The sequence below is a fragment of the Streptomyces sp. GSL17-111 genome (genome assembly GCF_037911585.1).
GTDB lineage: Bacteria > Actinomycetota > Actinomycetes > Streptomycetales > Streptomycetaceae > Streptomyces.
In genome coordinates, this window is the sequence record NZ_JBAJNS010000001.1 from 2,541,305 (window position 1) to 2,557,313 (window position 16,009).

A 16,009-nucleotide genomic window follows, 5' to 3' on the forward strand; every position below is an offset into this window, starting at 1 on the left:
ATGGTGTCCGATTTGTCCGCCCGAAGTGACCGGCGCCACACGCACCAACCCGGACACCTCCCTGCAACTCGCCGTCCCCGCTGCGGGTGGACGAAGGCTCCGCCCCCACCCTGTCACCGCTGACCGGCCCCGCCCAGACCCGACGCACGTCCTTCGTCCGCGAGGGACGGCGGGGGCGCGCGCCTGCCGCCGGACCGGACCGGTTGGTCAGCGGGTCAGCGGGTCAGCGCGGCGCGCAGCCGGTCCGCGTCGACGCGCCAGAAGTCGTGCTGCGCGCCGTCGACCAGCACCACCGGGATCTGCTCCCAGTATCTGCGGTGCAGCTCGGCGTCCTGCTCGATGTCCTTCTCCTCCAGCACGGCGCCGAGCTCCCGGCACACCGCCGTGACGACCACCCGCGCGTCGTCGCACAGGTGGCAGCCGGGCTTGCCGATCAGCGTCACGGTCCTCGGGGCGGAGGGTGTCTGTGGGGTGTCCATGGCCCCCATTGTCCCGCCGGACGCGACCGGGTCACCGGGCCGTAACCGGAGCGCCCAGCTCCGCTGGCTATGCTCACTCCATGGGTGCACTGGCATGGCTCACCCCCCGTAAGCGCGCGGCGACCGAGGCGAGCGTCCTCGCCGGCGAGGCTTCGGCCGAGGCCGCGCGCAAGACCGAACGCACCGAGCCGGAGTTCCCCGTCGCGGGGGACGTCCGGGCCGCCGCCTTCTTCGACCTCGACAACACCGTCATGCAGGGTGCGGCGCTCTTCCACTTCGGCCGCGGCCTCTACAAGCGCAGGTTCTTCGAGACGCGGGAGCTGGCCCGCTTCGCCTGGCAGCAGACGTACTTCCGGATCGTCGGCTCGGAGAACCCCGAGCACATGGCCGAGGTGCGGGCGAGCGCGCTGTCCATCGTCAAGGGACACCGGGTCGCCGAGCTGATGGCCATCGGCGAGGAGATCTACGACGAGTACATGGCGGGCCGCATCTGGCCGGGCACCCGCGCCCTGGCCCAGGCGCACCTGGACGCCGGCCAGAAGGTGTGGCTGGTCACGGCCGCGCCCGTGGAGACGGCCACCATCATCGCGCAGCGGCTCGGCCTGACGGGCGCGCTCGGCACCGTCGCCGAGTCGGTCGACGGCGTCTACACCGGACGCCTGGTGGGCGAGCCCCTGCACGGACCGGCCAAGGCCGAGGCCGTGCGGGCCCTGGCCACGGTGGAAGGTCTCGACCTGGAACGATGCGCCGCGTACAGCGACTCGGTCAACGACATCCCGATGCTCTCGCTCGTCGGCCATCCGTATGCGATCAATCCTGACAGCCGGCTGCGCGAGCACGCCCGCGACAACGGGTGGCGGCTCCGCGACTACCGGACCGGCCGGAAGGCGGCCCGCGTGGGCCTGCCGGCGGCCGCCGGGGTGGGCGCGGTGGCGGGCGGCGCGGCGGCCGCCGTCGCCCTCCAGCGACGCCGCCGCTAGCCGGTTTCCCGGCCCGGGCGCCCCCACTGACCAGCGGCGGGCCGGCGCACGACGCACGCGCGAGCGGGTGGCCGACCGCCACCGTACGGGTGGTCCGCACCGACCACCGGACGGCGCATCAGGCCATCCTTCCCCGAGCCGGGGCAGGGTAGTCCAGCGCGGTCCTCGCCAGCCCAACTCGGCCGCGAATCGACCTCACTTGATGCGTGAACGGTCAATAACCGGCACGTGTTCGAATAATGATCGATCGCCAATCTGCAACGAAACGAACCGAATCGGCGATTTCGACAACTAGGCGTAGCGTCGCCACCACTAAGGGTTATTCTCCTCAGACGCAATCCGGTGCCAAACGTCCCACCATCGGACGGTCGGTCCCGCACTGCACGTGATGGAAGCTCTGCCTCTGGGAGTCCCGTGTACCCACACGTCGGGGTTGACGCCTCGGGCCTGGCCAGGCTGCGCGATACGGTCGCCGACCGGCTGCGCTCACTCGTCCCCACCGCCTACGCCGTCCCCGCCCTGGCGGGGGCCGCCCCCGCCCACCCCGCCTACGCGCTGGCCGACCGGGCCACCGGCGCCGTGTCCGCCGCCGCGCTCGGCAGACGCAGCCGCACCGGGGCCGCCGGCACGTCCACGGCCCGCCGCCCGGCGGCGGACAGCGACAGCCGCCGCATGATGGACCTGGTCGAAAGGGCCCAGGACGGCGAGGCCGACGCCTTCGGCATGCTCTACGACCAGTACGCGGACACCGTCTACCGCTACATCTACTACCGCGTCGGGGGGCGCGCCACGGCCGAGGACCTGACCAGCGAGACGTTCCTGCGCGCCCTGCGCCGCATCGGCACGTTCACCTGGCAGGGCCGCGACTTCGGCGCCTGGCTGGTCACCATCGCCCGCAACCTGGTGGCCGACCACTTCAAGTCCAGCCGGTTCCGCCTGGAGGTCACCACCGGGGAGATGCTCGACGCCAACGAGGTCGAGCGCAGCCCGGAGGACTCGGTTCTGGAGCGGCTGTCCAACGACGCGCTCCTCGACGCCGTCCGCCGGCTCAACCCGCAGCAGCAGGAGTGCGTCACGCTGCGGTTCCTGCACGGGCTGTCCGTGGCGGAGACGGCACGGATCATGAGCAAGAACGAGGGCGCGATCAAGACCCTCCAGTACCGGGCCGTGCGCACGCTCGCCCGACTCCTCCCCGACGACGTCCGCTGACCGCCGGCCGCGCGCCGCGCCCCGCGCGGCACGCGGCCGCGTCATGCGCGCGCGGCACCGCACCTCACCCCCGTTCCCCCTCCGGGACCCCCCTCCGCATCTCACTCCGAGCGACCCCTCATGAGCCGAACGTCATCTTTTCCGTCACATCATCGTTCCTCCGTAACCCCGGCGCGCTGCCGCTCGTTGGGGGGTGTGCGGACTCCCCGCAGCCCTGCTCCGGCCGCCCGGCTTCACTCGTTCGGGTGTATCGGTACGGGCTGTGCAACCTGCCGTACGGTCCAGGGAGTCACACGTGCTGACGTTAGGAGGTGCCGCCCGTGATCGGCTCCGTGTCCACGAACCGGCGGGCCACCGCCTTCGCCCAGGCCCTCGACGAGCGGGCCGGGTCGGCGGCGGAGGATGCCGCGGCCGAGGCCCCGCACGCCGAGGCTCCGCAGGCCGGGATCGCCCCACCCGGCGCCCACCGCGCGTCCGGCCAGGGCGGCCCCGCGGAGGAGGCCGAGCAGCGGCTCATGCTGTCGCTCGCGGAAGGGCTCGGCTCACTGCCCGCCCCCGAGCTGGATCCGGAGGTGAAGGCGGTCCAGCGGGCCCAGCTCATCGCCGCGATGGAGAACCAGTTCGCGCCGGGCGGCGCCCATGTGCCCGAGCAGCGCACCCGCTCCGGCAAGGGCGCCCACCGGGCGCAGCCGCTGAGCCGGCTCCGCCCCCGGACGAGGCTCAGCAAGGGCCTGGCCGCCGGCGGGCTGACCGTCGGCGTCGCCGCCGGTGCCTTCGGCGGCGTCGCCGCCGCGAGCACCGACGCCCTGCCCGGCGACACCCTCTACGGGCTCAAGCGGGGCATGGAGGATCTCAAGCTGGATCTGGCGGGTGACGACTCCGAGCGCGGGCTCGTCCATCTCGACCAGGCCTCCACCCGGCTGAACGAGGCCCGCCGCCTCATGGAACGCGAGCGCAGCGGCCCCCTCGACCACGAGTCGCTCGGCGAGGTCCGCAACGCCCTCACCGCCATGCGGGTCAACGCCGCCGAGGGCCACCGGCTGCTCAGCGGCCTCTACGAGCGGGACGGCAACCTCAACCCGATGCGCTCGCTGTCGGCGTTCACCGAGTCCCACCGCGGCACCTGGGTGCAGCTGCGGGACCGGCTGCCCGCCCAGCTCCACGAGGTCGGCGTGGAGGTCACCTCCGTCTTCGACGCCATAAGCGAGGACGTGGACCCGCTCGCCGACCTGCTGCCGACCGAGCCGGACGCGAAGAACCGGGACACGACCCCCGGCCCCGACGAGGTCACCGGCGAGGAGCGGGACACCGTGGCTCCGACCGCGCCGCACTCCGGGACCACCGGCAGCCCCGGCGAGGAGGACGGGCAGTCGCCCGACTCCGGCCAGCGGCGGCCCAGCCCCTCGGACTCCGGCGGGAACAGCGAGTCGCCCGACGAGGGCCTCATCGGCGAGCCCGGCCTGCTCGACCCGCTCCCCTCGGACGGCCCCGGCCTCCCCGGTACGGACCAACCGCCGCTGCCGGATCCGGACATCACCATTCCGCCGCTCCTGCCCGGCGGGCTGCCCGGCCTCGGCCTCGACGTCGAGGACCAGGGCTGAGCCACGCACGCCCGGGTGCCCGTGTCGGGTGCGCACGCCGTCGCGACGCACCCGGCTCCGTGCCTCGCGAGAACGCGCCGCGTCAGAACGACGCGCCGCGTCAGAACGACGCGCCGCGTCAGAAGAACACCGCGTTAGAAGAACACCGAGCGGCGCTCCACCAACAGGTGGTAGAGCGTGCGCTGAATCGTTTCACGCACCTGGTCGGTGAGGTTGAACATCAACATCGGGTCGTCCGCCGCCTCGGGCGCGTACCCGTCCGTGGGAATCGGCTCACCGAACTGGATCGTCCACTTCGTCGGCAGCGGCACCGCACCCAGCGGCCCCAGCCACGGGAACGTCGGCGTGAGCGGGAAGTAGGGAACGCCCAGGAGCCGCGCGACCGTCCTGGCGTTGCCCACCATCGGGTAGATCTCCTCGGCCCCCACGATGGAGCACGGGACGATCGGCGCGCCCGCCCGCAGGGCCGTCGACACGAAGCCGCCCCGCCCGAAGCGCTGGAGTTTGTACCGGTCGGCGAAGGGTTTGCCGATGCCCTTGAAGCCCTCCGGCATGACACCCACCAGCTCGCCCCGGGACAGGAGTTGCTGTGCGTCCTGGGCACAGGCCAGCGTGTGGCCGGCCTTGCGGGCCAACTCCCCCACGACCGGCAGCATGAAGACGAGATCGGCGGCGAGGAGCCGCAGGTGCCGGTCGGCCGGGTGGTGGTCGTGCACGGCGACCTGAAGCATCAGCCCGTCCCACGGGAGGGTTCCGGAGTGGTTCGCGACGACCAGGGCCGCGCCCTTCTCGGGCAGATGCTCGACGCCACGGACGTCGACCCGGAAGTACTTCTCGTACACCGGGCGCAGCAGGGACATCAGCACCTGCTCGGTGAGGTCGGCGTCGTAGCCGAAGTCGTCGACGGGGTAGTCACCGGTGAGCCGCCGCCGCAGGAACGACAGCCCCCGGGCGGCCCGCCGGTCCCACCCGTCGCCGAGGAGCCGGTCCAGCACGCCGGGCTCCGGCTCCCGCCCGCCGATGCCCTCGTCCGGGCACGCCTCCGGGCCTTCCTCACCCTGCGGCGGGACGGCCTCCGGGCCGGGCCCGGGACGGTCCGGGGCCGGCTCGGCGGCCGACGCGGGGGCCGGACGGGCGGCGGCGCGCCCGCGCCGCCGCGCGCGGTCGTCGTCGAACGGGATGACCTTGGCGTCAGTCACGGCGGACCGCCTCCTGGACTCGGTCGACGGCACGGGCGACGGTGTGCGGCGGCAACAGTCCCGGCCCGTGGCGCCGGGCGAAGCCGGCGAAGGCCTCAGCGGTGGTGTACCGGGGCTCGAAGCCCAGCATGTCGCGCATCAACGCCGTGCGCACCACGCGCCCGTAGGTGAGGAGCCGGACGTACTCCGGCGAGAAGTCGGTGACGCCGACCGTGCGCAGGGCGGTACCCGCCCAGTTCAGCGCGGGCAGCACGAGGGGAAGGGTGGGTCGGCCGAGCCGTCGGGCGCACTGGGAGAGGAGCAGCACACCGTCGCCCGCGATGTTGAACGTCCCGTCGGGCAGCGTGCCGCGCCGCGGCTCCCCCGCCGTCAGCGCCAGCACGTCCAGGGCGTCGTCCTCGTGCACGAACTGCAGGCGCGGGTCGTAGCCGAGGACGGTCGGCAGCACCGGGAGGGCGAAGTACCCGGCGAGCCCCTCGTCGGTGGCCGCCCCGAGGATGTCGGCGAACCGCAGCACGGTGACGGAGATGTCCGGGCGCCGCCGGGCGAACCCCCGTACGTACCCCTCGACCTCGACGGTGTCCTTCGCGAACCCGCCGCCGGGCAGCGTGCCCGACACCGTCGTCTCCTCGCACACGGCCGGATCGCGGGGCGCCCCACCGTAGACGTGGGTGCTGGACCGCACCACCAGCCGCCGCATGGCGGGCGCCTGCTGGCAGGCCCCGAGCAGCTGCATGGTGCCGATGACGTTCGTCTCCTTGACGGCGGCCCGGCTGCGCCGTCCTGCCGACGGGCCGCCCCCGACGTCGAGGTGCACCACGGTGTCCACCGCGCGTCCGACGACGAGCTTGCCGATCGACGGGTGGCGGATGTCGGCCTCGACGAACTCGGCGTCACCGAGCGGCTCGTCGGGCGGGACGACGTCCACGGCGAGTACGGACTCGACGTCGGGCTCGCGCTGGAGGCGGCGGACGAACCGGCCACCGATCCGCCGGGCGGCTCCCGTGACGAGAACGACCCTGCCCACGTGCCCTCCTCGCAGCCGGGTGCAACAGCCATGGCCACCGTATCGGGTGAACGTTTCCCCGTCGTGACCCACGCTTCGTCGCCGGGTGCGAAAACGCCGCAGCCCCCGCTCGCCGTTGCGAAAGGGGGCCACGGAGGGGTCCGGTACTAGGACCTGCGTGCTCGGCGCTCGCTCACTTCTTGTTGCGGCGCTGCACACGCGTGCGCTTGAGCAGCTTGCGGTGCTTCTTCTTCGCCATCCGCTTGCGCCGCTTCTTGATAACAGAGCCCACGACTACCCTCGCTCACTTGATCACTCGGTGCGGGGCGTCCGAGCCCACACGACCTACGGTGCCCCAGCCTACCCGGCACCGAGTGGTGGTCGTAATCCGAGGGTCTCCGTACTTCTGTCTCAGGCGCTTTCCACCCCCACATACGACTGTTGGAGGTATTCGTGAACGGCGTTCTCCGGGACGCGGAACGAACGGCCCACCCGGATGGCCGGCAGATGACCGCTGTGCACCAAGCGGTACACGGTCATCTTGGACACGCGCATCACCGCGGCCACTTCCGCCACGGTCAGAAAGTTGACCTCGCTGAGAGGCTTCTCACCAGCAGCCATGTCACACCTGAACCTTTCGCACATGTCGGGCACCGGCTTCCCCTCCGATGCACCTGCTCGCATGCGCGCTCCTCCCCAGATTAGGGGCGGGTGATGCAAGTGGGGAAGAGGAGTAGCGATCGGCCTCCTACTGTGACAGACGGGCGCGATTGAGTACATAGCGCGTGAGCGCCCGGTAGCTGCCGGGCCGCGCAGCGTCATCGACCGGGACGGCGACCGCGACCCGCCCCTCGGCCTCCCCGACGAAAGGGGCCGGATCGTTCACGTCGGCCGGCCCGATCGCCTCGACACCCAGCTGACCTGCGCCGCAGGCCCACCCGTGGTCCCCGATCACCAGCCCGGGCAACGGTTCACCGGCGGCGGCCAACGCGTCGAGCGCGAGACGCAGCGGCAGGGGGGAGTGCGTGTGTGCACCCGGCGCATCGGGGGCGCACGGAGTCGTGCCCTCTCGGAGAAGTGCCACTCCTCGTACGTAGGACAACGTGCACGCCCGTACGCCGAAACGAGTCGCCAAGTCGATACATCGCCCCTCAGCCGGCGTCAGGACACGGCAGCCGGCCGCTCCCAGTGCCGCCGCCAACGCGCTGTAGAAGCCGAGCAGCGCCCCGGGGTGCCCGGTGCCGAGCAGCACCGGCGACCGCAGAGACGCCGCCCGGGCGAGCCGGTCGGCGAAGACGTCCAACGCCGACAGGGTGAGCGCCGGATCGATCGTCTCCCGGCCGGTGACCACCCGCGGATCGGGGGAGTTGCCGCAGCGCGACCCCATCAGGGTCAGCAGCCGCCCCAGGTCCCACGCGCCCTCCGGCTCCAGGCCCAGCAACGCCCGGGGATCTCCGGCCTCGAACAGCCGGTAGCGCACGAGACTCTGCTCCCGCGTCGTGGAGACGGTTCCGGCCAGCCCGGCCGCCACGAGATGCGCCCTGAGCGCGTCCTGACTCACCACGTGCAGCATCGTGCCGTCCGGCGGGGCGTCACGCACCGGAACGGCCGCGCGTCACCCGTCGGAGTGCCGGTCGGGTGCGCGGTGTGGGTCGGGTGCGCGGCGTTACGGCAGCAGGCCGTGGGCCGGGAACACCGCGTGACGCGTCGCGCGCACCGCCTGGTCCAACGCGTCGGCGGGGTCGTACCCGGACGTGTGCCAGTCCCGCCACACGGGTTCGCGCCCGTCCGTCATCCGACGCGGGGCCTCCTGCCTCGTCGCGGCGTACACCGCCTGTCGCCACTCCTCCGGCACGGGCGTGGCGGGATCGATGGGTGCCCCGGCCGCGACGGCCACCAGATGCGTCCATGCCCTGGGGACGACGTCGACGACGGCGTACCCCCCTCCGCCCAACGCCAGCCAACGGCCGTCCGCGTAGGTGTGCGCCCAGTCGTGCAGGGCCACGGCCGCCGCACGCTGGGCGTCCACCGTCACGGCCAGGTGCGCGAGCGGGTCCTCGATGTGCGTGTCGGCTCCGTGCTGCGTCACCAGGACCGTCGGACGGAAGGCCGCCAGCAGCTCCGGCACCACGGCGTGGAGGGCCCGGAGCCAACCGCCGTCCGCGGTCCCGGGCGGCAGCGCCACGTTCACCGCGGCCCCCACCGCGTCGGTGCCACCCGTCTCCTCCGGCCAGCCGGTGCCCGGGAAGAGGAGCCGGGGATGCTCGTGCAGCGAGATGGTCAGCACCCGGGGGTCGTCCCAGAAGGCGGCCTGCACGCCGTCACCGTGGTGGACGTCGACGTCCACGTACGCCACCCGCTCCGCCCCCAGCTCCAGGAGTCGGGCGACGGCGAGCGCGGCGTCGTTGTAGACGCAGAAGCCGGCGGCGGTGCCGGGCATCGCGTGGTGCAGACCGCCCGCGAAGTTGACCGCGTGCAGCGCTTCCCCCCGCCATACGGCGTCGGCCCCGGCGATCGACTGACCCGCGATGAGGGCGGACGCCTCGTGCATTCCCGCGAAGGCCGGGTCGTCCTCCGTGCCGAGCCCGTACGAGCCGTCGGCCCCGCCCGGGTCTCCCGACACCCGCCGCACGGCGTCGATGTAGTCGGCGCGGTGGACGAGCCCCAGCGAGGACGTCCCCGCCGGCTTTCCGGCCACCACCTCGGTCCTGCGGTCCAGCCCGAACGCCTCGACGAGTCGCATCGTCAGGGCCAGCCTGACCGGGTCCATCGGGTGTCCGGGGCCGAAGTCGTAGGCGGTCACCGCCTCGTCCCACATCACACGTGCTCCGCCACTCATACGGCCACCGTATCGACAGCACGTACAGCGAAACAGCACTGTGGGCGAGCCCACACGGACAACGCGAAAAAGCCCCGTTGGACCAGGTCCAACGGGGCTTCCCCACACAATTTGTTCGGCGGCGTCCTACTCTCCCACACACTCCCGCATGCAGTACCATCGGCGCTGAAAGGCTTAGCTTCCGGGTTCGGAATGTAACCGGGCGTTCCCCTAACGCTATAACCACCGAAACACTATGAAACACACAACCGGAAACCCCACACCCCCATTAACAAGGGGGCGGGCTTCGACAGTTTGCTGTCTCAGAACCTACACAGTGGACGCAAGCAACTATGGACAAGCCCTCGGCCTATTAGTACCGGTCAACTCCACCTATTACTAGGCTTCCATATCCGGCCTATCAACCCGGTCGTCTACCGGGAGCCTTAACCCATCACGTGGGTGGGAGCCCTCATCTCGAAGCAGGCTTCCCGCTTAGATGCTTTCAGCGGTTATCCTTTCCGAACGTAGCCAACCAGCCATGCCCTTGGCAGAACAACTGGCACACCAGAGGTCCGTCCGTCCCGGTCCTCTCGTACTAGGGACAGCCCTTCTCAAGACTCCTACGCGCACAGCGGATAGGGACCGAACTGTCTCACGACGTTCTAAACCCAGCTCGCGTACCGCTTTAATGGGCGAACAGCCCAACCCTTGGGACCGACTCCAGCCCCAGGATGCGACGAGCCGACATCGAGGTGCCAAACCATCCCGTCGATATGGACTCTTGGGGAAGATCAGCCTGTTATCCCCGGGGTACCTTTTATCCGTTGAGCGACGGCGCTTCCACAAGCCACCGCCGGATCACTAGTCCCGACTTTCGTCCCTGCTCGACCCGTCAGTCTCACAGTCAAGCTCCCTTGTGCACTTACACTCACCACCTGATGACCAACCAGGCTGAGGGAACCTTTGGGCGCCTCCGTTACTCTTTAGGAGGCAACCGCCCCAGTTAAACTACCCACCAGACACTGTCCCTGATCCGGATCACGGACCCAGGTTAGACATCCAGCACGACCAGAGTGGTATTTCAACAACGACTCCACCACCACTAGCGTGATGACTTCACAGTCTCCCACCTATCCTACACAAGCCGAACCGAACACCAATATCAAGCTATAGTAAAGGTCCCGGGGTCTTTCCGTCCTGCTGCGCGAAACGAGCATCTTTACTCGTACTGCAATTTCACCGGGCCTATGGTTGAGACAGTCAAGAAGTCGTTACGCCATTCGTGCAGGTCGGAACTTACCCGACAAGGAATTTCGCTACCTTAGGATGGTTATAGTTACCACCGCCGTTTACTGGCGCTTAAGTTCTCAGCTTCGCCCTGTCGAAACAGAGCTAACCGGTCCCCTTAACGTTCCAGCACCGGGCAGGCGTCAGTCCGTATACATCGCCTTACGGCTTCGCACGGACCTGTGTTTTTAGTAAACAGTCGCTTCTCGCTGGTCTCTGCGGCCACCCCCAGCTCAGAGTGCAAGACTCATCACCAGAAGAGGCCCCCCTTCTCCCGAAGTTACGGGGGCATTTTGCCGAGTTCCTTAACCATAGTTCACCCGAACGCCTCGGTATTCTCTACCTGACCACCTGAGTCGGTTTAGGGTACGGGCCGCCGTACAACTCGCTAGAGGCTTTTCTCGACAGCATAGGATCATCCACTTCACCACAACGGCTCGGCATCAGGTCTCACCCTCATGAGAGACGGATTTGCCTATCTCTCGGGCTACACCCTTACCCCGGGACAACCACCGCCCGGGCTGGACTACCTTCCTGCGTCACCCCATCACTCACCTACTACCCCCTCGGGTCAGCGGCTCCACCACACCCACACAGTTCAAAGAACTGCACAGGGGGCTTCACGGCCTTAGCATCAGAAGATTCAGTGTTGGACGCTCTACAGCGGGTACCGGAATATCAACCGGTTATCCATCGACTACGCCTGTCGGCCTCGCCTTAGGCCCCGACTTACCCTGGGCAGATCAGCTTGACCCAGGAACCCTTAGTCAATCGGCGCAAGAGTTTCCCACTCTTGTATCGCTACTCATGCCTGCATTCTCACTCGTGAACCGTCCACAACTACCTTCCAGTGCTGCTTCACCCGGCACACGACGCTCCCCTACCCACCCCAGCCGGCGTTAGCCGTCATGCTGGAGTGACACGACTTCGGCGGTGTACTTGAGCCCCGCTACATTATCGGCGCGGAATCACTTGACCAGTGAGCTATTACGCACTCTTTCAAGGATGGCTGCTTCTAAGCCAACCTCCTGGTTGTCTCTGCGACTCCACATCCTTTCCCACTTAGCACACGCTTAGGGGCCTTAGTCGATGCTCTGGGCTGTTTCCCTCTCGACCATGGAGCTTATCCCCCACAGTCTCACTGCCGTGCTCTCACTTACCGGCATTCGGAGTTTGGCTAAGGTCAGTAACCCGGTAAGGCCCATCGCCTATCCAGTGCTCTACCTCCGGCAAGAAACACACGACGCTGCACCTAAATGCATTTCGGGGAGAACCAGCTATCACGGAGTTTGATTGGCCTTTCACCCCTAACCACAGGTCATCCCCCAGGTTTTCAACCCTGGTGGGTTCGGGCCTCCACGACCTCTTACAGCCGCTTCACCCTGCCCATGGCTAGATCACTCCGCTTCGGGTCTAGGGCACGCTACTCAAACGCCCTCTTAGGACTCGCTTTCGCTACGGCTCCCCCACACGGGTTAACCTCGCAACATACCGCAAACTCGCAGGCTCATTCTTCAAAAGGCACGCAGTCACGACACAGAAAAGCAAGCCTTCCTGTGCGACGCTCCCACGGCTTGTAGGCACACGGTTTCAGGTACTATTTCACTCCGCTCCCGCGGTACTTTTCACCATTCCCTCACGGTACTATCCACTATCGGTCACCAGGGAATATTTAGGCTTAACGGGTGGTCCCGCCAGATTCACACAGGATTTCTCGGGCCCCATGCTACTTGGGTGGTCCTCAAGCAAGTTGCTGACGTTTCAGCTACGGGGGTCTTACCCTCTACGCCGGGCCTTTCGCATGCCCTTCGCCTACACCAACAATTTCTGACTTGCCGACCGGCCGGCAGACCGATCAAGAGAACTCCCACAACCCCACACACGCAACCCCTGCCGGGTATCACACGCCTGCGGTTTAGCCTGATCCAGTTTCGCTCGCCACTACTCCCGGAATCACGGTTGTTTTCTCTTCCTGCGGGTACTGAGATGTTTCACTTCCCCGCGTTCCCTCCACACTGCCTATGCGTTCAGCAGCGGGTGACAGCCCATGACGACTGCCGGGTTTCCCCATTCGGACACCCCCGGATCACAGCTCGGTTGACAGCTCCCCGGGGCCTATCGCGGCCTCCCACGTCCTTCATCGGTTCCTGGTGCCAAGGCATCCACCGTGCGCCCTTAAAAACTTGGCCACAGATGCTCGCGTCCACTGTGCAGTTCTCAAACAACAACCAGCCACCCACCACCCCAAGCCAACAAGCCCGAGTTCACTGGGACCGGCACCGAGAGCAACCAGCCTTACGGCCGCACCCTCAGACACCCAACAGCGCACCCAACCAGCCACCACCCAGACCCTGAAGCTTTCCACGCCGAAGCAGTACTCACCCAGAGACCAGACAACAGCCGGCCGAATAGTCAACGTTCCACCCATGAGCTAACCACCGTCAGACACTCGCTGACGTAATGGCCCTGTCCACCAGCCCCCAAGAGGACCGGCGGAAGATGCTCCTTAGAAAGGAGGTGATCCAGCCGCACCTTCCGGTACGGCTACCTTGTTACGACTTCGTCCCAATCGCCAGTCCCACCTTCGACGATTCCCTCCCCACAAGGGGGTTAGGCCACCGGCTTCGGGTGTTACCGACTTTCGTGACGTGACGGGCGGTGTGTACAAGGCCCGGGAACGTATTCACCGCAGCAATGCTGATCTGCGATTACTAGCGACTCCGACTTCATGGGGTCGAGTTGCAGACCCCAATCCGAACTGAGACCGGCTTTTTGAGATTCGCTCCACCTCACGGTATCGCAGCTCATTGTACCGGCCATTGTAGCACGTGTGCAGCCCAAGACATAAGGGGCATGATGACTTGACGTCGTCCCCACCTTCCTCCGAGTTGACCCCGGCAGTCTCCTGTGAGTCCCCATCACCCCGAAAGGCATGCTGGCAACACAGAATAAGGGTTGCGCTCGTTGCGGGACTTAACCCAACATCTCACGACACGAGCTGACGACAGCCATGCACCACCTGTACACCGACCACAAGGGGGGCCGTATCTCTACGGCTTTCCGATGTATGTCAAGCCTTGGTAAGGTTCTTCGCGTTGCGTCGAATTAAGCCACATGCTCCGCCGCTTGTGCGGGCCCCCGTCAATTCCTTTGAGTTTTAGCCTTGCGGCCGTACTCCCCAGGCGGGGAACTTAATGCGTTAGCTGCGGCACGGACGACGTGGAATGTCGCCCACACCTAGTTCCCAACGTTTACGGCGTGGACTACCAGGGTATCTAATCCTGTTCGCTCCCCACGCTTTCGCTCCTCAGCGTCAGTATCGGCCCAGAGATCCGCCTTCGCCACCGGTGTTCCTCCTGATATCTGCGCATTTCACCGCTACACCAGGAATTCCGATCTCCCCTACCGAACTCTAGCCTGCCCGTATCGAATGCAGACCCGGGGTTAAGCCCCGGGCTTTCACATCCGACGTGACAAGCCGCCTACGAGCTCTTTACGCCCAATAATTCCGGACAACGCTCGCACCCTACGTATTACCGCGGCTGCTGGCACGTAGTTAGCCGGTGCTTCTTCTGCAGGTACCGTCACTTGCGCTTCTTCCCTGCTGAAAGAGGTTTACAACCCGAAGGCCGTCATCCCTCACGCGGCGTCGCTGCATCAGGCTTTCGCCCATTGTGCAATATTCCCCACTGCTGCCTCCCGTAGGAGTCTGGGCCGTGTCTCAGTCCCAGTGTGGCCGGTCGCCCTCTCAGGCCGGCTACCCGTCGTCGCCTTGGTAGGCCATCACCCCACCAACAAGCTGATAGGCCGCGGGCTCATCCTGCACCGCCGGAGCTTTCCACACAGAGAAGATGCCTTCCTGTGTCGTATCCGGTATTAGACCCCGTTTCCAGGGCTTGTCCCAGAGTGCAGGGCAGATTGCCCACGTGTTACTCACCCGTTCGCCACTAATCCACCACCGAAGCGGCTTCATCGTTCGACTTGCATGTGTTAAGCACGCCGCCAGCGTTCGTCCTGAGCCAGGATCAAACTCTCCGTGAATGCTTCATAAATGAGCCACTCACGAGAGCGGCACCGAACAGGGGAGGAATAGTCCCCCACGGTGCACAGCGTCCTCGCTGTGTGTTTCTCAAAAGAACCTCGACCCACCGGAAACAACATCCGGCGAGACCGGGGTATCAACATATCTGGCGTTGACTTTTGGTACGCTGTTGAGTTCTCAAGGAACGGACGCTTCCTTCGGATTCCCTTCCGGGTTTCCTCCGGGCGCTTCCCTTCGGTGTCTCCGACTCTATCAGATCTTCGTCCTTGCCGTTTCCGGCCGGATTCGCATCCGAATTCCCCTGTCGGCGGGGCCGCCTTCCGGCGTGACCGCTACTTTAGAGGATTTCCCGCACCGCTCAAAATCGAGCGATTCGAAAGGGATTCCGGCATGCCGAAAGCCATCCCGATCGGGAGTCGTACGTCAGTAGGGTTTGCCACCGGACGTGGCGGAGGTGCTGCTTCGCGGAACCGTGTCGGCCCGCTGACAACTCGAAGAACTGTACACGACGCCCCCGCCACGTCCAAACGGCGTGGTCAGCCCTGGCCGCCGGCCAGGGCTCGGCTGCGGTCGCGGGCGGCTTCGAGGGCGGCGATGAGCGCCGCCCGTACGCCGTGGTTCTCCAGCTCGCGGATCGCGTTGATCGTCGTACCGGCGGGGGACGTGACGTTCTCCCGCAGCTTGACGGGGTGTTCGCCGCTGTCGCGGAGCATGACGGCGGCGCCGACGGCGGCCTGGACGATGAGGTCGTGCGCCTTGTCGCGGGGCAGTCCGAGGAGGATCCCGGCGTCCGTCATCGCTTCGACGAGGAAGTAGAAGTAGGCGGGGCCGGAGCCGGACAGCGCGGTGGCGGCGTCCTGCTGGCTCTCGGGGACGCGCAGGGTCTTGCCGACGCCGTTGAAGATCTCCTCCGCGTGAAGCAGGTCCGCCTCGCTGGCGTGGGTGCCGGCGGAGATGACGGACATGGCCTCGTCCACCAGGGCGGGGGTGTTCGTCATGACGCGGATGACGGGCGTGCCCTCGGGAAGGCGGGCTTCGAAGAAGCCGGTGGGGATGCCGGCGGCGCCGCTGATGACCAGGCGGTCGGCCGGGGTGTGCGGGGCCAGCTCGTCGAGCAGGGCGGCCATGTCCTGCGGTTTGACGGTCAGGATGAGGGTGTCGGCGGCCTTCGCCGCCTCGGCGTTGGTGACCGCCTCGACGCCGTGGCGGCGGCGCAGCTCGGCCGCCCGTTCGGGACGGCGTGCGGTGACCAGCAGGTCGTCGGGCGACCAGCCACCGCGGATCATTCCGCTGAGGAGCGCTTCACCGATCTTGCCCGTGCCGAGCACGGCGACTTTCTGCGTCATGGCTCCATCGTGGCAAAAGCGGCTCGAGGTGGGGCGGCG

At 67.3% G+C, this 16,009-nt stretch carries 11 protein-coding genes and 3 rRNA genes; 3 read left to right on the forward strand and 11 right to left on the reverse strand.

Annotation, left to right across the window (positions count from 1 at the left end; all coding sequences use genetic code 11):
- Nucleotides 1-215 precede the first annotated feature (215 nt).
- Nucleotides 216-479, reverse strand: coding sequence for a glutaredoxin family protein (locus V6D49_RS11180; protein ID WP_340559226.1), 264 nt, complete (start codon nucleotides 477-479; stop codon nucleotides 216-218).
- An 80-nt stretch (nucleotides 480-559) separates the two neighbouring features.
- Here V6D49_RS11180 and V6D49_RS11185 point away from each other — a divergent pair, with 80 nt between their 5' ends.
- The 3 genes from V6D49_RS11185 (at nucleotide 560) to V6D49_RS11195 (ending at nucleotide 4,269) form a co-directional block, all read left to right on the forward strand.
- Nucleotides 560-1,459, forward strand: a complete 900-nt coding sequence (locus V6D49_RS11185) for an HAD family hydrolase (protein ID WP_340559228.1) — start codon at nucleotides 560-562, stop codon at nucleotides 1,457-1,459.
- Between the two features lie 414 nt (nucleotides 1,460-1,873).
- Nucleotides 1,874-2,668: an ECF subfamily RNA polymerase sigma factor, BldN family gene (locus V6D49_RS11190; RefSeq protein WP_340559229.1), complete on the forward strand. Its 795-nt coding sequence runs from the start codon at nucleotides 1,874-1,876 to the stop codon at nucleotides 2,666-2,668.
- A gap of 320 nt (nucleotides 2,669-2,988) precedes the next feature.
- Nucleotides 2,989-4,269, forward strand: a complete 1,281-nt coding sequence (locus V6D49_RS11195) for a DUF5667 domain-containing protein (protein ID WP_340559231.1) — start codon at nucleotides 2,989-2,991, stop codon at nucleotides 4,267-4,269.
- A 134-nt stretch (nucleotides 4,270-4,403) separates the two neighbouring features.
- Here the strand turns inward: V6D49_RS11195 and V6D49_RS11200 are convergent, their stop codons facing one another.
- From V6D49_RS11200 to proC, 10 genes are all read right to left on the reverse strand, one after another.
- Nucleotides 4,404-5,468, reverse strand: a complete 1,065-nt coding sequence (locus tag V6D49_RS11200; RefSeq protein ID WP_340559233.1) for a lysophospholipid acyltransferase family protein — start codon at nucleotides 5,466-5,468, stop codon at nucleotides 4,404-4,406.
- Complete coding sequence (locus V6D49_RS11205; protein WP_340559235.1) at nucleotides 5,461-6,495, reverse strand: NAD-dependent epimerase/dehydratase family protein; 1,035 nt, start codon at nucleotides 6,493-6,495, stop codon at nucleotides 5,461-5,463. The genes V6D49_RS11200 and V6D49_RS11205 overlap by 8 nt, the downstream gene beginning before the upstream one ends.
- A gap of 172 nt (nucleotides 6,496-6,667) precedes the next feature.
- On the reverse strand, nucleotides 6,668-6,766 hold the full coding sequence (locus V6D49_RS11210; protein WP_003948845.1) for a 30S ribosomal protein bS22: 99 nt from the start codon (nucleotides 6,764-6,766) through the stop codon (nucleotides 6,668-6,670).
- Between the two features lie 119 nt (nucleotides 6,767-6,885).
- Complete coding sequence (locus V6D49_RS11215; RefSeq protein WP_191211255.1) at nucleotides 6,886-7,095, reverse strand: helix-turn-helix domain-containing protein; 210 nt, start codon at nucleotides 7,093-7,095, stop codon at nucleotides 6,886-6,888.
- Nucleotides 7,096-7,222: 127 nt separating this feature from the next.
- Nucleotides 7,223-8,047 (reverse strand): phosphatase, encoded by an 825-nt coding sequence (locus V6D49_RS11220; protein WP_445330636.1) that lies wholly within the window; start codon nucleotides 8,045-8,047, stop codon nucleotides 7,223-7,225.
- 93 nt (nucleotides 8,048-8,140) lie between these two features.
- Nucleotides 8,141-9,313, reverse strand: a complete 1,173-nt coding sequence (locus V6D49_RS11225; RefSeq protein ID WP_340559239.1) for an acetoin utilization protein AcuC — start codon at nucleotides 9,311-9,313, stop codon at nucleotides 8,141-8,143.
- A 113-nt stretch (nucleotides 9,314-9,426) separates the two neighbouring features.
- Nucleotides 9,427-9,543, reverse strand: a 5S ribosomal RNA gene (gene rrf / locus V6D49_RS11230).
- Nucleotides 9,544-9,645: 102 nt separating this feature from the next.
- A 23S ribosomal RNA gene (locus V6D49_RS11235) occupies nucleotides 9,646-12,771 on the reverse strand.
- A 321-nt stretch (nucleotides 12,772-13,092) separates the two neighbouring features.
- Nucleotides 13,093-14,623, reverse strand: a 16S ribosomal RNA gene (locus V6D49_RS11240).
- Together the 16S, 23S and 5S rRNA genes form the textbook arrangement of a ribosomal RNA operon.
- Nucleotides 14,624-15,160: 537 nt before the next feature.
- On the reverse strand, nucleotides 15,161-15,970 hold the full coding sequence (gene proC / locus V6D49_RS11245; RefSeq protein WP_340559241.1) for a pyrroline-5-carboxylate reductase: 810 nt from the start codon (nucleotides 15,968-15,970) through the stop codon (nucleotides 15,161-15,163).
- Nucleotides 15,971-16,009: the final 39 nt, after the last annotated feature.